The following is a 19,913-nucleotide window of genomic DNA, read 5'->3' on the forward strand; positions in this document are numbered from 1 at the left end:
CGAAACGATCGTGCCGAGGGCCCCCGCTCCTCGGCACGATCATTTCGTGGGCCGGTGTGTCTGCCTCAGCTCGCGGACGAGCGCCCAGGCATCCGCCACCGGGCCCACGTGCCCGAGCTTGTCGGGGTTGATCACCGAGCGGATCGTCTGGACCTGCCCGTCGAGCATGTCGAGGACCAGGGTGTAGAGCACCTTGCCGTCCCGGTCGCGGAAGATCGCGCCAGGCTCGCCGTTGACCTCGTGCGGCTCGAACGTCACGTCGATCCGGGCCAGCTTGAGGGAGAGGGAGGCGAGCAGCCGGGCCACGGACTCGGCGCCGATGACCGCCCTGGCCAGCTGCGGGGCCTTGCCGCCGCCGTCGCCGACCATCGAGACGTCGGCGGCGAGCAGCTCACGCAGACCGGCGAGGTCACCTTCGCGGAAGGCGCAGAAGAACCGTGACGCCAGTTCCTCCCGCTCCGCGCGGACCGCCTCGAAGCGCGGACGCCCGGCCTCCATGTGGCGGCGTGCCCGCACCAGCAGTTGCCGGCACGCCGCCTCCGAACGGCCCACCGCCGTGGCGACCTCGTCGAACCCGAAGCCGAACACCTCCCGCAGCACGAAGACCGCCCGCTCCAACGGGCTGAGCCGCTCCAGCAGCAGCAACGCCGCCATCGACACCGAGTCGGCCAGCTCCGCCGCCCGCGCCGGATCCTGATACGGATCGCTCAGCAGCGGCTCGGGGAACCACGGACCCACGTACTCCTCCCGTCGCATCCGCGCCGAGCGCAGCACGTCGATGGAGATCCGCGTCACCGTGGCCGACAGAAAGGCCTTGGCCGACGTGGGCCGGGTCGCCGAGGCGTCGAAACGCAGCCATGTCTCCTGCACCGCGTCCTCGGCCTCGCCGACACTGCCCAGAATCCGATAGGCGATCGAGAACAGCAGCGGCCGCAGCTCCTCGAACTCCTCGACCTCGCTCACGCCTGACCCCTACCCCTCAGTGGAACCGGCCGGGCTCGTAGTCGCCGGCCGGCTGCCGGCTGATGACGTTCAGCCGGTTCGCCGTGTTCATGAAGGAGATCAGGAGCACCAGAGCGGTGAGCTGCTCACTGTCGTGGTGCTTGGCGGCGTACGCCCACACCTCGTCGCCGACCCCGCCAGCCGCGTCCGCGATCCGGGTCCCCTCCTCGGCCAGCTCCAGCGCGGCACGTTCGGCCTCGGTGAAGACCGTGGCCTCCCGCCACGCGGCGACCAGGTTCAGCCGGACCGAGCTCTCGCCGGCGGCGACGGCGTCCTTGGTATGCATGTCGACGCAGACGGCGCAGCCGTTGATCTGGCTCACGCGAAGCGCCACCAGCTCCTGCGTGGCGGCCGGCAGCGGCGACTCCTTGAGCGCCTTGCCCGCCGCCATGAAGTGCTTGAGGATCTTGCCGGCGGTCGGGTCGGCGAAATAGTTCAGTCGCGCGTCCATGGTGTGCCCCTTCGTGGTCGTCGATGGCTACACCTCCTGAGACGAGGCAGCCCGACTCCCTGTGACATCGGACGAACGTGACCTGGGTCTCCCGGCCGGCTCGGCGTCGATCCGCCGGGGCCGGTCACGCGGTCGGCGGGGGCGACACGCTGAACTCGTTGCCGTCGGGGTCGGCCATCAGCACCCGGCCGGTCCCGCGCGGACCGCTCTCGATCAGGGTCGCGCCAAGAGAGACGAGACGCTCGACCTCCGCCTGATGATCACCGTGGGCGGGTGGGGCGAGGTCGAAGTGCAGCCTGTTCTTCCCGGCCTTCGGCGCCACCGGGGGGCCGCCCCACGTGATCTTCGGTCCGCCGTGCGGCGAGCGGATCGCGGTCTCCTGGTCCTGGTCCCAGACCAGCGGCCAGCCCAGAGCCTCGCTCCAGAAGTATCCGACCTCCTGCGAACCGTCGCACGCGAGCGCTCCGACGAATCCGCAGTCGGCGAGAAAGTTGTTGCCCGGCCCGATGACGCAGAACTCGTTGCCCTCGGGGTCGGCGAGCACCACATGCCCCTCCTCGGGGCGTTGCCCGATGTCGATGTGCCGCGCGCCGAGTTCGAGCGATCTGGCCACCGTGCGCCGCTGGTCCTCAAGGGAGGTGCTCGTCAGATCGAAGTGCATCTGATTCTGGCGGGTCTTCTTCTCCGGGGTCGGCAGACATCGGATCCGGAATCCGGTGTCATCGCTCGGCAGGAGGGTGATGTCGTCGCGGGCGTCGTCGGCCGTCTCCCAGCCCAGGACTCCGGCCCAGAAGCGCGCGAGACGGAGCGGGTCGTTCGCGTCGAAGCAGAGTGCTACGAGCTGAGCGGTCATGTGGCTTCTCCAATTCGCCGGCTCGTGGGCGCGGGGCAGGGCACGTCCTCCCGCGCCTGAGGGAGGTCAACGCTAGTCCGCCCGAGGAACGCGGGGCGAACGCTTTTGGGCCGGAGGACGGCGTTTACGGCGCACGATCCGCAGGGCGGCGCTCACGGCGCACGATTCGCGATCGGCGCGGGGCTGCCGGTCGCCGCGCACCAGGCCGGGGTCGTTGCGGCGAGGACCGTGGCGCTCAGGTTCGGTCGGTGTGGCCGAGGCGGTGGCTGATGTCCAGGGCTCCGGCGATCACGACCGGCGCCAGCTCGTGCAGCCGCTCCTCGCCGAAGCGGTAGGCCGGGCCGGACGCGCTGACGGCTGCGACGATCTCGCCGTCGTGGGAGCGGATGGGCGCGGCGACGGCGTTCAGGCCGATCTCGTACTCCTCGACGGTGACGGCGTAGCCCCGCTCGCGGGCCTGGAGAAGCTGTTTCTCCAGCGCGTCGGCCGAGGTGATCGTGTTCGGGGTGTACGTCTTCAGCCCGCTCGCGGTGACCAGTTGGACCCGGTGCAGGTCGTCGAGGTGTGCGAGCAGGATCTTGCCGCTGGAGGTGGCGTGCAGCGGGGTGAGCTCGCCGACCCAGTTGTGGGTGGTGACCGCCGCCGGGCCGCGTACCTGGTCGAGGTTGATCGCGTAGTGGGAGCGCAGTACGGCGATGTTGACCGTCTCGCCGATCTCCTCGGCGAGGCGGCGGCAGACGGGACGGCTCTGCTGGGTGAGGTCGAGCCGGGAGGCGACCCCGCCCGCGAGGCGGATGATCCCGAAACTGAGGCGGTACTTTCCCCGCTCCTCGGCCTGCTCGACCAGGCCGCGTGACTCCAGCGCCCCCAGCAGCCGGAACGCCGTCGACTTGTGGACCGATATCTCCTGGGCTATCTCGCTCACCCCGGCCTCGCGGCGCTCGGAGAGGATCTCCAGGATGGTGATGGCCCGGTCGACGGACTGGACTCCGCCACTGCTGTCGGCGGTACGGCCGCCGAGGGGATCGTTGCCCATAGCCAGGGACTGTAGGCGCTGGGGACAACGAATGCCATCGCGGGAACAATCGCCGTTGCGAATAGTGCAGCCCATTGCGCCATTCGCTACAATTTTGGACATTACCTCCAGCTTGAGCGAGGCGAGGCAGACATGTACGACTTCGTCATCGTCGGGGGCGGTTCTGCGGGAAGCGCCCTCGCGAACCGGCTGTCGGCCGACCCCGCCAACCGGGTGCTGGTGCTGGAGGCGGGCCGCCCGGACTATCCGTGGGACGTCTTCATCCACATGCCCGCCGCGCTGCCCTTCCCCATCGGGAACCGTTTCTACGACTGGAAGTACGAGTCGGAGCCCGAGCCGCACATGAACGGCCGCCGGATCTACCATGCCAGGGGCAAGGTGCTCGGCGGCTCCAGCAGCATCAACGGGATGATCTTCCAGCGCGGCAACCCCATGGACTACGAGCGCTGGGGCGCCGACGAGGGCATGAAGACCTGGGACTTCGCCCACTGCCTGCCCTACTTCAAGCGCATGGAGAACTGCCTGGCCGCCGACCCCGCCGACTCCTGGCGGGGGAGGGGCGGCCCCCTGGTGCTGGAGCGCGGGCCGGTGCGCAACCCGCTGTTCGGCGCCTTCTTCGAGGCGGTGCAGCAGGCCGGATACCCGCTGACCGACGACGTCAACGGCTACCGCCAGGAGGGCTTCGCCCGCTTCGACCGCAACATCAGCAGGGGGCGCCGCCTGTCGGCCGCCCGCGCCTACCTGCACCCCGTGATGAACCGTCCCAACCTGGAGGTCAGGACGCGGGCGCACGTCACCCGGATCCTCTTCGAGGGCGGGCGCGCGGTCGGCGTCGAGTACGACGGCCGGACGGTCCACGCGGGCGAGGTGATCCTGTGCGGCGGCGCGATCAACTCCCCGCAGCTGCTGCAGCTCTCCGGGGTGGGCAACGCCGCCGAGCTGGACGCCCTCGGCGTCGACGTCGTGCACGACCTGCCGGGCGTCGGCGAGAACCTCCAGGACCACCTGGAGGTCTACATCCAGTACGGCTGCAAGCAGCCGGTGTCGATGCAGCCCGCGATGAAGTGGCGCAACCGGCCGCTCATCGGCGCGCGGTGGCTCTTCCTGCGCAGCGGCCCCGGCGCGACCAACCACTTCGAGGCGGGCGGCTTCGCCCGGAGCAACGAAGACGTCGACTACCCCAACCTGATGTTCCACTTCCTGCCCATCGCGGTCCGCTACGACGGCTCGGCGCCCGCCGGCGGGCACGGCTACCAGGTGCACATCGGGCCGATGTACTCCGACTCGCGCGGTTCGGTGAAGATCAAGAGCGCCGATCCCCGGGTTCACCCGGCGCTGCGCTTCAACTACCTGTCCACCGAGCAGGACCGGCGCGAGTGGCTGGAGGCCGTCCGGGTCGCCCGCGACATCCTGAACCAGCCCGCGATGGACGCGTTCAACGCCGGTGAGCTGTCGCCGGGCCCCGGGGTCGAGACCGACGAGGAGATCCTCGACTGGGTGGCGAGGGACGGCGAGACCGCGCTGCACCCCTCCTGCACCGCCAGGATGGGTGTCGACGCCATGTCGGTGGTGGATCCGCTGTCGATGCGGGTCCACGGTCTGGAGGGGTTGCGCGTGGTGGACGCCTCGGTGATGCCGTACGTGACCAACGGCAACATCTACGCGCCGGTCATGATGGTGGCGGAGAAGGCGGCCGACCTGATCCTGGGCAACACCCCGCTCGCCGCCGAGCACGCCGACTTCTATCGGCACCGCGACGGCTCCCCTCGCTGACCGCGCCCGCCGGTCGTTCACCCGCTGACCGTTCACCCGTCGGCCGTGCGCCGGCCGCCCCCGCCGACCGTGCCCGTCCGCCGACCGTGCCCGTCCGTCCGCCGCGTCTCGCGCGGTCTCCGGCATGGGCGGAGGCCACCTCCGTCGTCGAGGCCTTCTCCCGTGGACGGTGGTGAGGGGTTTTCCGTAGGCCGTGTCTGTGCGCGATCCGCTTACAGTTGTGTCATGAGCAACGAGCTGGAGAGAGATGGCGCTGCGGTGCAGTCCGTCGACCGCGCGCTGTCCGTCCTGCGGCTGCTCGCCCGCCACGGTGACCTCGGCGTCAGCGATATCGCCGCGGAACTGGGGGTCCACCGCTCCACGGCGTTCCGTCTCGTCATGACGCTGGAACTGCACGAGCTCGTCGAGCAGACCGCCGACCGGGGGAAGTACCGGCTGGGAGTGGGGATCGTCCGGCTCGCGGGCGCCGCGACCGTGCGGCTCGACGTGGTGCGGGAGAGCCGTGCGAGCGGCGAGCGGCTCGCGGCGGCGGTCGGCGAGACCGTGAACGTGGCGATCCTCGATCGGGACGAGGCCCTGTACGTCGACCAGATGGCGGGGCCCTCGGCCCTGCAGGCATACAACTGGGCGGGGCGGCGGGTGGCGCTGCACGCGACGTCCAACGGCAAGGTGCTGCTCGCCCACGCCCCTGAAGAGCGGTTCGAGCGGCTCGCCGCCGGGCCGCTGCGCCCGTTCACCGACCTGACCGTCACCGACGCCGCCCTGCTGCGCGAGGAACTCGACACCGTCCGCAGGCGTGGCTACGCCACCGCCGTCGACGAGCTGGAGATCGGCCTGACCGCGGTGGCGGCGCCGATCTTCAACGTCGAGGGTGCGGTCGTCGCCTCGATGAGCGTGTCCGGGCCGACCTTCCGGCTGCCGCCCGAGCGCCTCCCGGAGGTGGCCGAGCAGGTGATGGCGGCCGCCGCCGAGGTCTCCTCACGATTGGGCTGGCACGGGAATGAAGACCGCAAACCCTTGACTGCGTGAACAAAAAAGGACGATTCTGTTCCTCGTTAAGCATTCCGATGCGTCATACGCAACTGCGTTACGCGCAGCGGATCATGCGGTAGCGGAAGGACGGCCGTTCGTGCTGCTGCGGGCCTGGTGGAAGGTGAACGGGCGGCTCCGGCGCGGGACCGTCCGGATCAACGACCACCGTCCTTACGCTCCCCGGGCGGAGCGGGGCGGTTTCAGGCGGCCGGGGATAGGCCGCGAGCCGGGCCAGGCGGGTCCGGCCGAGTATCGGGAGACCAAGCACGTGCGGCGGAACGTCCGCCCCCGCCCGCAGCGGTGGTTCCGCGGCTGACGGACCGACCCTCGTCCCCAGACGACCCGTGAGGTGGTCACGACCATGACGTCACCGACCCAGCAGGTGCGGCCGGAGGCCGCCGCGCGACGCGAGGACCGGGCCGTCCTCGACGTGCGAGGTCTCTGGAAGGTCTTCGGCCCGCGTCCGGACCGGGTCGTCGGGACCCCGCTCGCGGAGCTGTCGCGAAGCGAGCTGAGGGCGAGGACGGGCTGCGTGACCGCCGTCCGCGACGTCTCCTTCACCGTGCGGTCCCAGGAGGTCTTCGTCGTGATGGGCCTGTCCGGCTCCGGCAAGTCCACCCTCGTCCGCTGCCTGACCCGGCTCGTCGAGCCGACGGCGGGACAGGTGCTGTTCGACGGCGAGGACATCCGCGAGGCGGGCGACCGGCGGCTGCGCGAGCTGCGCCGCCACCGCTTCGCGATGGTCTTCCAGAACTTCGGGTTGCTGCCGCACCGGCGGGTGCTGGACAACGTGGCCTACGGGCTGGAGATCCGCGGCATGAGGAAGGAGGCCCGCTACGAGCGGGCCAGGGAGATGGTCGAGCTCGTCGGCCTGTCGGGTTCGGAGGACTCCTACCCCGACCAGCTGTCGGGCGGCATGCAGCAGCGCGTCGGGCTGGCCAGGGCGCTCGCGGTGGACCCGGACGTGCTCTTCTTCGACGAGCCGTTCTCCGCGCTCGACCCGCTGATCAGGCGGGACATGCAGAACGAGGTCATCCGCCTGCACCGCGAGGTCGGAAAGACGATGATCTTCATCACGCACGACCTGAGCGAGGCGCTCAAGCTCGGCGACCGCATCCTCATCATGCGCGACGGCGAACTCGTCCAGATGGGCACCCCGGACGAGGTCGTCGGGGCGCCGGTGGACGACTACGTGCGCGAGTTCGTCAGCGACGTGCCCCGCTCGAACGTGCTCACCACCCGCTGGATCATGCGCCCGCCCCGGCCGGACGAACCGCTGGACGGCCCGGAGGTCGGCCCCGACGTCGTCGTACGCGACGTCGTGCACACGGTCCTGCGCGCGACGCGCCCGGTCAAGGTCGTCGAGGGCGGTGAGCTGCTGGGGGTCGTCACCGCCGAGGAGGTCCTCGGCGTGCTCGCCGAGCCGTCTCCCGAGGGGGCCACCACCAAACCGGCCACACTCGCAGAACCCACCGGAGCCGCTGGGCCGTCTCCGGACAGAGCCTCCGCCGAACCCGCTGGGCCGTCTCCGGACAGAACTTCCACCGAGTCCGCGGAGCCCGTCGCCGGGCCGGGCAGGTCAGGGGAGCAGGGCTGATGGCCACCGGGGCCACCCCGGCCGGTGGCCTGCGGCTCCTGCCCGCCTGGCCCCGCCGCTATCTGATCGCCGCCGTCGTCGCGGCCTGGGTGCTGCTCTGGGTCTTCCTCCAGGGCCGCGACACCTTCCAGCTCGGCGGCGCGGAGTTGACCCCGCTGCACGTACGGGTCAACGAGGCGAGCGAGGTCATCGACAACAGCAGGAACGAGAACCCGTTCTTCCTGTACTTCATCAACTACATCCGGCTCTTCCTCGATGAGTTCGTCACCTTCGTCCAGGCGCTGATCAGCCGGCCGTCCTTCGGGCGCCCGCTGCCGGTCGTCGGCTGGCTGGGCGTGGTCGCCGTCGCCACGGCGGTCGCGCTGCTGTGGGGCAACCTCAGGGTGGCCCTGCTGACCGCGATCGGCTTCGCCTCCTTCGGCCTGCTGGGGCTGTGGGAGGAGAGCATGGACACCCTCGCCCTCACTCTGGCCGCCGTCGCGATCTCGCTGCTCATCGGCATCCCGCTCGGTGTCTGGGCCGGGGTGAACGACCGGTTCAACCGCCTGGTCACCCCGCTGCTCGACTTCATGCAGACGATGCCGACGTTCGTCTACCTCGCGCCGCTCACCCTGTTCTTTCTCATCGGCCCGGCGAGCGCGACCGTGGCGACCGTCATCTACGCGGTCCCGCCCACGATCCGCATCACCGCGCACGGCATCCGCGAGGTGCGGCCCGCGACGCTGGAGGCGAGCACCTCCCTGGGCGCGACCGCCTGGCAGTCCCTGAGGAAGGTACGGCTCCCGCTGGCCAAGCGGACCATCGTCGTCGGCGTCAACCAGACCATCATGGCCGCGCTGTGCATGGTCACCATCGCCGCGCTGATCGACGCCCCCGGCCTGGGCAAGACCGTCGTCAAGGCGCTGGAGACCCTCGACGTCGGCGGTGCCTTCAACGCGGGTTTGGCGATCGTCGTGATGGCCATCGTGCTCGACCGGGTCACCTCCGCCGCGGGACGCCGCGTCGAGGCCAGGAACCGGGCCGGACTCTCCCGTGGGGCGGGCCGCCGCCGCGCGGAGATCGGCGCGGTCCTCGCGGTCACCGGTGTGCTGGTCTACCTCTCCCATGTCTACGTGTGGGCCGCGGAGTTCCCCAGCGAGGCGAACGTCGGACGGTACGTCCGCCAGGGCGTCGACGCGGCCACCCTGTGGGCGCAGGACAACCTCGCCGTCTACACCGGCGCGTTCAGGAACGCGGTCTCCTACGGCCTGCTCAACCCGTTCGAGGCGCTGCTCACCGACTCGCCGTGGTGGCTGGTCGGCGCGGTGCTGATCGCGTTCGCCGCGATCCTGACGAATGTCAGGGTCGTACTCGTCACCGCGGTCTGTGTCGCCCTGCTCGTCGTGCTCGGCCTGTGGCAGGACAGCATGGTGACACTCGCCTCCACGCTGGTGGCCACCGTCCTGGTGATGGGCCTGGGGGTGGTTTTCGGCGTCTGGATGGGACGCAGCGACCGCGTCGACCAGCTGGTGCGGCCCGTCCTCGACGCGGGGCAGACCATGCCGCCGTTCGTCTACCTGGTGCCGATCCTCGGCCTGTTCGGCGCCACCCGGATCACCGCGATCATCGCTGCGGTCGTCTACGCGGCGCCGGTGGCGGTCAAGCTCACCGCGGACGGCATCCGCGGCGTGGCGCCGAGCGCGGTGGAGGCCGCCACGGCCGCGGGTTCCAGTACCTGGCAGCTCATCACCAAGGTGCAGCTGCCGATGGCGCGCGCCGCGCTCACCCTCGCCGCCGGCCAGGGGCTCATCTACGTGCTCTCCATGGTCGTCGTCGGCGGCCTCGTCGGCGCCGGCGCGCTCGGCTACGACGTGGTGGCGGGCTTCTCCCAGCTGCAGCTGCGGGGCAAGGGGCTCGCCGCGGGCGTGGCGATCGTCGTACTCGGGATCATGCTGGAGCGCATCACCAGGGCGGCGGCACGGCGGGCCGACGCCGAGGCGCACGGCGTCCGGTGAGGAGCGGGAAGAGACGAGACAGCCGAGAGACAGCCGAGAGACAGGGCGCGGCCGAACACCCGCCGGGCGGAACGAACACGGCACACGACACCCAATATCAGGAGGACCTGGTGACAGTTTCGAGGATCGGGCGACCGCGGGCGATGGCGCTCCTGGTCGCGACCGGCCTCCTCGTCTCCGCGTGCGGCGGGGCGAAGGTCGGCGAGAGCGACACGGGAGCCGCTCCGGCCGCCTCGGGCGCGGACGGCAGGAAGGCGTGCGGCGCGGTCAACATCGCGATCAACCCGTGGGTCGGGTACGAGGCGACGGCGGCGGTCATCGCCCACGTGGCGGAGAAGGATCTCGGCTGCTCGGTCACGAAGAAGGATCTCAAGGAGGAGGTCGCCTGGCAGGGCTTCGCCACCGGCCAGGTCGACGCGATCGTGGAGAACTGGGCCCACGACGACCTGAAGAAGAAGTACATCGACGACCAGAAGGTCGCCGTCTCGGCGGGGTCGACGGGTAACAAGGGGGTGATCGGCTGGTACGTGCCGCCGTGGATGGCCGAGAAGTACCCCGACATCACCGACTGGAAGAACCTCAACAAGTACGCCGACCTGTTCAAGACCTCCGAGTCGGGGGGCAAGGGGCAGTTGCTCGACGGCGACCCGTCCTTCGTGACCAACGACGCGGCCCTGGTGAAGAATCTGAAGCTGGACTACAAGGTCGTCTACGCGGGCAGCGAGGCGGCGCTCATCACCGGGTTCAGGCAGGCGGAGAAGCAGAAGACCCCGATGCTCGGCTACTTCTACGAGCCGCAGTGGTTCCTGTCGGAGGTCAAGCTCGTCAAGATCAAGCTGCCCGAGTACACCGAGGGCTGCGACGCCGACGCCGAGAAGGTGGCCTGCGACTACCCGCTCTACGACCTCGACAAGATCGTGAGCAAGAAGTTCGCCGACTCCGGCAGTCCGGCGTACGACCTGATCAAGAACTTCACCTGGACGAACGAGGACCAGAACCTCGTGGCCAAGTACATCTCCGAGGACAAGATGACGGCCGAGGAGGCCGCGGAGAAGTGGGTCGGCGACAACCCCGACAAGGTGAAGGCCTGGCTCCCCACCTCCTGAGCGCGCTCGCCTTGCAAGCGCGATGTCACTGGTTCGCACCCAGTGGTGCCCACCGGCCAAAACGCCCCGTTCCTGATCTTCGGAACGGGGCGTGAGTGACTCCCAAAGATGTCATCCATGGCCTCGGTGCCTTGCGTGAAGGGCCGCCCGGGCCCAAGTCAGGCAGTGGACGGGCAGCTCAGGTCGTACCCCCGCAACGAGAGAAGGGCCCGCGGGGGAGACCGCGGGCCCTTCTCCTCAACCAGTGGTCAGCCCTTGTAACGAGGGGCCAGGCGGTCGCCCGGCAGGCAGAACTCGCCCGTGAAGAAGGTGCTCTCCGGGACGCAACGCCACATGCTGGGGTTGGTGTAGCTGGGGGCGAGGCGGTCGTCGATCGCCTGCTCCAGCGCGTAGCCGCCGGCCAGCAGCTTCGCCTCCGAGAAGGCGTCGCCGATCAGCGTCACACCGATGGGGTTGCGGCCCGACGAGCTCTGCTGCGCGCCATACCCGGCGGGGATGGTGAGCGCGGGGTAGCCGGCGCGGTCGGCGTAGCCGATCACGTTGCTGCCGCTCGGGACCAGGATCAGGTCATACTCGCTCAGGACGGTGTCCAGGACGGCTTTGTTGGCGGCCTTGCCGGCCTCCAGGTCGGCCGTGTACTTGGCGTTCGTCGCAGGGTCGGACAGGTCGATCGCCTGGGCGGCCAGCAGTTGACCCTGCTGGTACTTCAGGCCCTCGACCGGGTTGGCGTTGTTGTAGTCGATGATGCTCCGCAGCGTCGTGCCGGGCTTGGCCGCGCCGAGGTAGGCGTTCAGGTCACGCTTGAACTCGGTGGCGACGACGCTGTCGGTCGCGGCCGGTGTGGCGATCGAGACCTGGGTGACGGTCGCGCCGAGGCCCTGGAGCTTGGCGATCGCCTCCTGGTAGGGGGCGCTCGCGCTGGACACCACGGCGATCTTCTTGCCCGCGAGGGCGTCGGCTTTGAGGTCCTTCGTGTAGTCGACCGGGCTCGCCGGGTCGGCGATCACGTTGAGGATCGTCGCGGCGTCGCCGACGCTGCGGGTGATCGGGCCGGGGGCGTCCTGCGACGTGGCCACAGGGAGCACACCGGTCGTGCTGACCAGGCCGACGGTCGGCTTGAGTCCCACCACACCGGCCGCGTCGGCCGGGGCGAGGAGCTGCGCCGAGTCGAGTGAGGTCTCCATGCCGATCGTGATCGCGGCCAGACCCGAGGCGGTGGCCGCCGCGGCGCCGGCCGACGAACCCGCCGGGGTCTTGTCGGTGTCGTTCGGGAGCAGGACCTGGCCGCCGAGCGAGGAGTAGCCCTTCGGCAGGTTGGCGTCGAAGACGCCGTTCAGCTCGGTGACGTTGGTTTTGCCGAGCACGATCGCACCGGCGGCCTTCAGCTTCGCCACGAGGGCGGAGTCGTTGGCCGGCTTGAGACCCTGGAGGGCGATCGAGCCGCCCGTGGTCGACAGCGACTTGGCGTCGATGGTGTCGTTGACCAGCACCGGCAGGCCCCAGAGGGCGGGACGCGGCGGGCGCGCGTCGTTCGGGCCGGCGAGCTTGCCGGTGCGGTACTTCCACCGCTCCTGGTCGAGCTTGCGGGCCTCCTTGATCGCGTCGGCGTTGATCTCGCGGACGGCCTGGGTGGCCGGGCCCTCGGCGTTGGTCAGCGCGATGCGGTCGAGGTAGGCACGGGTGAGCTCCTCGGCCGAGACCTCGTCCTTGTTCAGCCTCTGGATCAGGCTCTGCGCCGTCTCGGTCTCCAGCGAGAAACCGAGCGGCCGGGAGTCGTAGTGGGTCACCTTGAGGACGGCGTCGTAGTCGGGGTTGCAGGCGCCGCGCTCGGCGAACGGCGGAGCCGGGGTCGTCTTCGCGCAGCGGTACATGCTCGGGTTCACGAGGCTGGCCGGCTGACGCAGCTTGGTGGCCTGCTCGATGACGTAGGCGACGCCGAGCAGGTTGAACTCGCTGTAGGCGTTGCCGTGGACCTGCACGTTCTGGGCGCGCCGATGGGTCGCGGTGTAGCCCATCGGGATCGTGATCGACGGGTAACCGGCCTGCGGGGCGCTCGGCGCGCTGCCCAGGATGGCGATCACCGGGTCGGCCGGTTGCGCCGGGTCCGAGTTGGTGTACGTCACCATGTCGTCGATGGCCTTGTGCCAGGCGGCCTTACGGATCGCGAGGTTCGTCCGGTACGCCTGCTCGTTGGCACCACCCGGGGTCACGTCCGCCTGCGACGAGTTCAGGTGGTTGACGTTGCCGAACTTGAGCGCCTGGTGAGCTTCGGCCTGGTTGACCTGCACCTCTTCGACCAGCGATTTGATCGGCGCCTGCGGGCCGAGCCGCTCGTAGTAGGAGTCGATGCTCTTGTGCTGCTCATAGCCGCTGGGCAGCGCGGGCAGTGCGGGGATCGTCGCCTGCGGGCGGGGCACCAGGATGGCGCCGGCGGCGGTCAGGGCGTCGTACGCGATCTTGAGCGGACTGCCCTCGGTGAGGGTGCCGTTGTACCCGATCTTCTTGCCGCGCACGAAGCCGAGATCGATGGCCTTGGTGTAGTCGGGCAGCGTCGCGGGGAGCGGCGGGATGATGCCCTTGGCGATGTAGTCGTCGCCGAACATGGCCTTGTACCCGGCGTCGGCCACCGGGTCGGGCCCGGCGATCGAGGCCAGTGTGAGCGCGGCGTCGGAGACCGTGCGGACCATCGGGCCGGCGATGTCCTGCGAGGCCGAGATGGGCGCGATGCCGTAACCGGGCACGAGACCCACGGTCGGCCGCAGACCCACGAGCGACTGCGCGTTCGACGGCGAGATGATGGAACCGGAGGTCTCGGTCCCGATGCCCAGCGTCGACAGCGCCGCGGCCATGGCCGCGCCGGTGCCCGACGACGACCCGGATGGGTTCTGGTCGGCGTCGATGCCGTTGATGACCTGACCGCCGTAGTTGCCGAACCCGGAGGGCTGCGAGCCGAAGCTGTTGGCGTACTCCGACAGCCCCACCTTGCCGAGGATCACGACGCCGCGTTCCTTCAGCTTCTTGGTGATGCCGGCGTCGGAGGCCGGGAAGGACCGGCGCAGCGACCAGTTGTTCGCCGTCGTGGGCATGCCCTCGACGTCGATCAAATCCTTGAGCAGGATCGGCAGCCCCATGGCAGGGCCGAGCGACTTGCCCTTCTTACGCAGGCGGTCGTACGCCTCGGCCTCCTTCAACGCGTTGGGGTTGAGGTCTGTGACGGCGTTCAGGCCGGGCCCGCGCTTGTTCAGCGCGGTGATCCGGTCGATGTACGCCTTGGTCAGGTCGACCGAGGTCAGCTTGCCGGCGGCCATGAGGGAGATGGCCTCGGCGCCGGTCAACCTCTCAAGATCGAGTTTGACCTTGGCGTTGGCCTGCTGGGGTTGCACGGCTACGAGGGTGAAGGAGAGGGAGAGGGAGATGAGGGAGATGAGGACTTTGCGCACCACGTGCTCCTTGAGGAACCCGGTATTGCGCGTGACGCTATAGATCAGCCATTACGGTGATATGTCACGTATGTTCCCTGGGGGAAACGTGCCGTACTGACCGGTTTATTACGGTCGTCCGCTTACCTGGAACCTTCCATCGGCCACGGTGAGGATCGTGGCCGAGCAGATCTCCAGCCGGGACGTCTGGGCGGAGGAGCCGTGCGAGCCTGTGGAGAGCGCCACTTCTGGGTGACCAGCCGGGCGACAACGACCCCGGACGGGGGCGGACAACGGTGGACGGCTGTGGACCGTGCGCCCAGGTCGGCGCCGGTATCGGCCCTGGTCGCGCCCTCGCTCGGATCGCCTTACAAGCGAGATGTCACCGGTTCGAACCCGGTAATGCCCACCGCAAAACTCTGACCTGTGCAAACAAGTCGGGGTCTTTTGTGTTTCGTGTCATGTCCTTTGGTTGTACCGCTCAGACAGAACTCGCCCCAACTGCGTCCGTCCATGTCGGCGGATTTTCCGAGGGCGGCCTGGCGCTGATGAGGGCTCATGTGGGGCGAGATGGGTTCGATGCCCGTCACTGTCGGCAACGGTTCGCTACTCTGAGTGGGATGTGTGCACGGGAAGGGCCTCATGTGCGTAAGCCATACGGCTTTGAGATCGAACCCGAAGTCCGTGAGTGGCTCGACAGCCTGAGTGACAGCGACTTCAAGCGGGTCGATGAGGTCGCCGGTCTGCTGGCGGAAAAAGGGACTGAACTTGGTGGTCCATGGTCGGACCACCTGGAAGGGCCGGTCTGGGAACTACGGGTTCGGCTTCGTGACGTTGCAGCTCGGGTGACGTACTGGTCTACTCCGGGTAGGACGATCGTGTTGCTCACGGTTTTCCGTAAGACCAAGCAGCACGATCAGCGGCAGATCGACAGGGCGGTCCGGGCGCAGAAAATCTGTGAACGCGACCATCATGGGCCGGTGGCCGAGATCTATGAGAGGAAGGTGTGATGACTGGCTATCACACCCGCTGGGTGCGACCTGAGCCTCAGGCCGAGGACCCTGAACGGATCATGATTCGAGAGGCGTTGGCCTTCGGTAAGGCTCTGTATGACCGACGTGATGCGCTTGGGCTGACCGTTGCCGAACTGGCCGAGCGTGCGGGTATGACCGAGGATGAGATCGAATGTATGGAGGAGGGTGGGACCGCGCCGACGATCGCCTTGCTACGGCATCTGGCTGCGGCGCTGAATGCTGACGTTCGCCTTACCTCCGGTCACGATCTGGGCTCGGTATGGTTCGAGCCGCACGCGGCCTGATCAGCAGAGAGACGCAGTAGAAGCCTGTTGAGGCCGATTGATCCAGTTCAGAGCTGGATCAGTACGGTCCAGCCGCTCACGTCCAGCGCGGCCACGTAGCTGGTGCGCATGCTGTCCGAATCGATGTACTCCATCATTCGTTCCTGGTGCTTTTCAAAGGTCACCTCTTCGAGGCCGCTGCTGTCCGCGCCGAGACGCATCAACGCCTCGCGAGGGCTGAGGGACCGGGCGAAGGCGACACAGAAGACGTGACGGAACGGGCCGTGCTTTGCAAGCCAGTCGAATTCTTCGGGTGAGTCCGTCGGTACCCACCAGCCAAAGCGCCCCGTATCCGAACTCGGGACACACCAGAGCCTCCATCAGACCCGGATCGATTCGGAACACCAGGGGACGGAGCAGGTTCGGCTGTCCCCGTTCGCCGTTTCCCGTGGACAACCGCTGGCCCGTTCTTGACAGTGTTGTCGACGGGAGGACAATCTGTTGCGGGAAGCGCACTTCGTTTCGGACTGCGCAACGACGGAGGTGGGTATGGCGGGCCGACGCGTCGTCATCATCGGAGCCGGGGTCGTCGGGGCGGCCCTCGCCGACGAGCTCTCGGCCAAGGGCTGGAACGACATCACCGTCGTCGACCAGGGCAGCGTGCCCGCCACCGGGGGATCGTCCTCCCACGCGCCGGGCCTGGTCTTCCAGACCAACCCCTCCAAGACCATGGCGGAGCTCGCCCGCTACACCGTCGAGAAGCTCGTCGACCTCGACTGCTTCCTTCAGGTGGGCGGCCTGGAGGTGGCCACCACGCCAGAGCGGCTCGCCGAGCTGCACCGGCGCCACGGCTGGGCGACCTCCTGGGGGATCGAGGCGAGCGTGCTCACCCCCGAGGAGTGCGTGGAGCGCCACTCCCTGCTGGACCGGGACAGGATCCTCGGAGGACTCTTCGTCCCCACCGACGGCCTGGCGAAAGCCGTGCGCGCCGTCGAGGTCCAGCTCGCCCGCGCACGCGAACGCGGTGTCCGCGTCCTCGACCGGCACGAGGTGCTGGACATCCGTGTCGAGGACGACCGGGTCGCGGCCGTCGTCACCGACCGGGGTGAGATTCCCGCGGACCTCGTGGTCTGCTGTGCCGGGATCTGGGGGCCCAAGGTCGCGGGCATGGTCGGCATGACGCTGCCGCTCACCCCCCTCGCCCACCAGTTCGCCTGGACAGGTCCCGTCCCCGCGCTCGCCGGACAGGACAGCGAGGCCGTCCGGCCGATCCTGCGTCACCAGGACGCCGACCTGTACTACCGGGAGCGCTTCGACCGGCTCGGCGTCGGCTACTACGGCCACCGCCCGATGCCGATCACCGCCGAGGAGATCCTCCCGCTCGCCGACGCCGAGGTCATGCCCTCGGTGCTGGCGTTCACCGGCGACGACTTCGCCCCCGCCTGGGCCGAGACGAAGGCGCTGCTGCCCGCCACGGGGAAGGCCGAGCTCGAAGCGGGCATCAACGGCCTGTTCTCCTTCACCACCGACAACATGCCGCTGCTCGGACGGTCACGCGAGGTGGAGGGTTTCTGGGTGGCCGAGGCCGTGTGGGTCACCCACTCGGCGGGAGTGGGCCGTGCCATGGCCGAGTGGCTGGCCGACGGTCACTGTTCCTCCTTCGACCTGCACGAGTGCGATGTCAACCGGTTCGAGGCCCACCAGCTGGCCCCCGAGTACGTCCGCACCCGCGACTGCCAGAACTTCGTCGAGGTCTACGACATCATCCACCCGCTCCAACCGGCGGAGAACCTGCGCCCGCTGCGCACCAGCCCCTTCCACACCCGCCAGCGCGAGCTGGACGCCTACTTCCTCGAGGCCGTCGGCTGGGAGCGGCCCCAGTGGTACGGAGCCAACGCGCCACTGCTCGACGGCCGTGACATCCCCCGCCCCAACGAGTGGGCCGCCCGCCACTGGTCGCCGATCGTCGGCGCGGAGGCCCAGGTCTCGCGCGAGGCCGTCGCCCTCTACGACATGAGTGCGCTCAAGCGGATCGAGGTCGCGGGCCGCGGTGCCGCCGCCTTTCTACAGCGGATCTCCACGGGCGACGTCGACAAGTCCGTCGGCTCGGTCACGTACTGCCTGCTGCTCGACCACGACGGCGGCATCCGCAGCGACATCACCGTCGCCCGGCTGGGCCGCGACCTGTTCCAGGTCGGCGCCAACGGCAATCTCGACCTCGACTGGCTGCGCCGTCACCTGCCCGCCGACGGGTCGGTCACCGTCGCCGACATCACGCCGGGAACCTGCTGCGTCGGCGTCTGGGGTCCCCTGGCCCGCGAGGTCGTCGCCCCGCTCGCCGGGCCCGCCTTCGGCCCGGGCGGTTTCCGCTACTTCCGTGCCGCGCGGGCGTACGTCGGCGCCGTGCCCGTCACCGCGCTGCGGCTCTCCTACATCGGGGAGCTGGGCTGGGAGCTCTACACGACGGCCGACATGGGCGCGAAGCTGTGGGACACCCTCTGGGAGGCGGGCCAGGAGCACGGGATCATCGCCGCGGGCCGCGGCGCCTTCAACAGCCTGCGGCTGGAGAAGGGCTATCGCTCCTTCGGCACCGACATGACCTACGAGCACGACCCGTACGAGGCGGGCCTCGGCTTCGCCGTGCGCAAGGCCGACCGGGGCGACTTCATCGGCCGCGCGGCCCTCGCCGAGCGCGGCACGACCCCCCGGCGCAGGCTGACCTGCCTCACCGTCGACGACCCCGCCGCCGTCGTGATGGGCAAGGAGCCGGTGTACGACGGCGCGTCCCGCGCCGGATACGTCACCAGCGCCGCCTACGGCCACACGATCGGCAAGAACATCGCCTACGCCTGGCTGCCCGCCGAGCTGTCCGTGCCGGGGAGAGAGCTGCACATCGGCTACTTCGACAAGCGGGTGCCCGCCGTCGTCGCCGAGGAGCCGCTCTACGACCCGGCGATGGAGCGTCTGCGTGGCTGACCGGGCACCGGGAACGAAGGGGATGCCCGTGAACTCCGCGAGGCCCGAACCCGCCCGCGTGCGGGCTCGCCCGAGGGACCGAGAAGGGACGACGTCGACTTCCTTGCCGTGCATGAAGGCGGAGGACTCCACGCCGAAAGGAAAACGATGAGCACCGAGGAGCTCCCCGAGCACCCCGACCGGCTGTGGAGTGCTCCCGAGCCGAAGCCCTCCTACGACGTGGTGATCGTCGGCGGCGGAGGCCACGGCCTGGCCACCGCCTACTACCTGGCCAGGAACCACGGGATCACGAACGTGGCCGTGCTGGAGAAGGGCTGGCTGGCCGGCGGCAACATGGCCCGCAACACCACCATCATCCGGTCCAACTACCTGTGGGACGAGAGCGCGGGCATCTACGAGCACTCGCTGAAGCTGTGGGAGGGGCTGGAGGAGGACCTCGGCTATCCCCTCCTGTTCAGCCAGCGCGGCGTGCTCAATCTCGCGCACAGCCTGCAGGACGTCAGGGAGGGCGTCCGCCGGGTCAACGCCAACCGCCTCAACGGCGTCGACGCCGAATGGCTCGGCCCCGAGGAGGTGAAGGAGGTCTGCCCGATCGTCGACGTCTCGCCCGGCACCCGCTACCCGGTCCTCGGCGCCACCTACCAGCCGCGCGCGGGAATCGCCAAGCACGACTACGTGGCCTGGGGGTTCGCCCGCGCCGCCGCCGCGATGGGCGTCGACCTGATCGAGCACTGCGAGGTCACCGGCATCGACGTCGTGGACGGGCGCGCGGAGGCCGTACGCACCACCAGGGGCCGCATCGCCGCGGGCAGGGTCGCGATGTGCGCGGCGGGACACTCCTCGGTCGTCGGCCGGATGGCGGGGGTGGAGTTGCCGGTGCAGAGCCACCCGCTGCAGGCCCTGGTCTCGGAGCTGCTGGAGCCCGTACACCCCACGGTGGTCATGTCCAACGCGGTGCACGTCTACGTCAGCCAGGCGCACAAGGGCGAGCTGGTCATGGGGGCGGGCATCGACGCCTACAACTCCTACCGGCAGCGCGGCGCGTTCCACATCATCGAGCGGCAGATGGCGGCGGCGCTCGAGCTGTTCCCCGTCTTCGCGCGGGCCCACGTGCTGCGCACCTGGGGAGGGATCGTCGACGTCACCCCCGACGCCTCGCCCGTCGTCGGGCTCACCCCCGTCGACCGCCTCTACGTCAACTGCGGATGGGGGACCGGCGGCTTCAAGGCCACCCCGGGCGTCGGATGGTGCTACGCGCACACGATCGCCCACGACGAGCCGCACCCCCTCAACGCCGCCTTCACGCTCGAACGATTCACCACCGGCGCGCTCGTGGACGAGCACGGCGCCGCCGCGGTGGCCCACTGAAGGAGCCCG

General features: G+C 69.4%; 15 protein-coding genes. 10 read left to right on the forward strand and 5 right to left on the reverse strand.

Features of this window, described 5'->3' with window-relative positions; genetic code table 11:
* Positions 1–39 precede the first annotated feature (39 nt).
* The 4 genes from ACFY3D_RS34755 to ACFY3D_RS34770 form a co-directional block, all read right to left on the reverse strand.
* The gene (locus tag ACFY3D_RS34755) at positions 40–963 is read right to left on the reverse strand and encodes an RNA polymerase sigma-70 factor (RefSeq protein ID WP_389987725.1); all 924 of its coding nucleotides are present in this window, start codon (positions 961–963) and stop codon (positions 40–42) included.
* A 16-nt stretch (positions 964–979) separates the two neighbouring features.
* Positions 980–1,453 (reverse strand): carboxymuconolactone decarboxylase family protein, encoded by a 474-nt coding sequence (locus tag ACFY3D_RS34760; RefSeq protein ID WP_389987728.1) that lies wholly within the window; start codon positions 1,451–1,453, stop codon positions 980–982.
* 124 nt (positions 1,454–1,577) lie between these two features.
* Positions 1,578–2,306, reverse strand: coding sequence for a VOC family protein (locus tag ACFY3D_RS34765; RefSeq protein ID WP_389987731.1), 729 nt, complete (start codon positions 2,304–2,306; stop codon positions 1,578–1,580).
* Positions 2,307–2,541: 235 nt separating this feature from the next.
* Positions 2,542–3,342 (reverse strand): IclR family transcriptional regulator, encoded by an 801-nt coding sequence (locus tag ACFY3D_RS34770; protein ID WP_362768827.1) that lies wholly within the window; start codon positions 3,340–3,342, stop codon positions 2,542–2,544.
* Positions 3,343–3,474: 132 nt separating this feature from the next.
* On the opposite strand from ACFY3D_RS34770, the gene betA reads away from it, so the two are divergent.
* The 6 genes from betA to ACFY3D_RS34800 all read left to right on the forward strand — a co-directional run bounded on the left by betA (position 3,475) and on the right by ACFY3D_RS34800 (position 10,844).
* Positions 3,475–5,115, forward strand: coding sequence for a choline dehydrogenase (gene betA, locus ACFY3D_RS34775; protein WP_389987735.1), 1,641 nt, complete (start codon positions 3,475–3,477; stop codon positions 5,113–5,115).
* 225 nt (positions 5,116–5,340) lie between these two features.
* Positions 5,341–6,144: an IclR family transcriptional regulator gene (locus ACFY3D_RS34780; RefSeq protein WP_389987738.1), complete on the forward strand. Its 804-nt coding sequence runs from the start codon at positions 5,341–5,343 to the stop codon at positions 6,142–6,144.
* Positions 6,145–6,244: 100 nt separating this feature from the next.
* Entirely contained in the window at positions 6,245–6,463 is a 219-nt protein-coding gene (locus ACFY3D_RS34785) for an aldehyde dehydrogenase family protein (protein ID WP_389987746.1), read from the forward strand.
* A gap of 45 nt (positions 6,464–6,508) precedes the next feature.
* Entirely contained in the window at positions 6,509–7,744 is a 1,236-nt protein-coding gene (locus tag ACFY3D_RS34790) for a glycine betaine/L-proline ABC transporter ATP-binding protein (RefSeq protein WP_389987749.1), read from the forward strand.
* Positions 7,744–9,738 carry an ABC transporter permease gene (locus ACFY3D_RS34795; protein ID WP_389987752.1) on the forward strand — a complete coding sequence of 665 codons (1,995 nt, stop codon included), beginning with the start codon at positions 7,744–7,746 and terminating at the stop codon, positions 9,736–9,738. The genes ACFY3D_RS34790 and ACFY3D_RS34795 overlap by 1 nt, the downstream gene beginning before the upstream one ends.
* Before the next feature lie 110 nt (positions 9,739–9,848).
* A complete protein-coding gene (locus ACFY3D_RS34800; RefSeq protein WP_389779408.1) occupies positions 9,849–10,844 on the forward strand; it encodes an ABC transporter substrate-binding protein in 996 nt (331 codons plus the stop codon).
* 248 nt (positions 10,845–11,092) lie between these two features.
* Here the strand turns inward: ACFY3D_RS34800 and ACFY3D_RS34805 are convergent, their stop codons facing one another.
* The gene (locus ACFY3D_RS34805; RefSeq protein ID WP_389987755.1) at positions 11,093–14,284 is read right to left on the reverse strand and encodes an amidase family protein; all 3,192 of its coding nucleotides are present in this window, start codon (positions 14,282–14,284) and stop codon (positions 11,093–11,095) included.
* 623 nt (positions 14,285–14,907) lie between these two features.
* Here ACFY3D_RS34805 and ACFY3D_RS34810 point away from each other — a divergent pair.
* The 4 genes from ACFY3D_RS34810 (at position 14,908) to ACFY3D_RS34825 (ending at position 19,904) form a co-directional block, all read left to right on the forward strand.
* Positions 14,908–15,273, forward strand: a complete 366-nt coding sequence (locus ACFY3D_RS34810) for a type II toxin-antitoxin system RelE/ParE family toxin (protein WP_389987758.1) — start codon at positions 14,908–14,910, stop codon at positions 15,271–15,273.
* Positions 15,273–15,581, forward strand: a complete 309-nt coding sequence (locus ACFY3D_RS34815) for a helix-turn-helix domain-containing protein (RefSeq protein WP_389987761.1) — start codon at positions 15,273–15,275, stop codon at positions 15,579–15,581. Before ACFY3D_RS34810 ends, ACFY3D_RS34815 begins: the two co-directional genes overlap by 1 nt.
* Positions 15,582–16,109: 528 nt before the next feature.
* On the forward strand, positions 16,110–18,536 hold the full coding sequence (locus tag ACFY3D_RS34820) for an FAD-dependent oxidoreductase (RefSeq protein WP_389987764.1): 2,427 nt from the start codon (positions 16,110–16,112) through the stop codon (positions 18,534–18,536).
* A gap of 147 nt (positions 18,537–18,683) precedes the next feature.
* Positions 18,684–19,904 (forward strand): sarcosine oxidase subunit beta family protein, encoded by a 1,221-nt coding sequence (locus tag ACFY3D_RS34825; protein WP_362906323.1) that lies wholly within the window; start codon positions 18,684–18,686, stop codon positions 19,902–19,904.
* The last annotated feature ends 9 nt before the right edge of the window (positions 19,905–19,913 follow it).

It is taken from the genome of Streptosporangium sp. NPDC000509, from assembly GCF_042898365.1.
In the GTDB taxonomy this organism is placed as follows: Bacteria; Actinomycetota; Actinomycetes; order Streptosporangiales; family Streptosporangiaceae; genus Streptosporangium.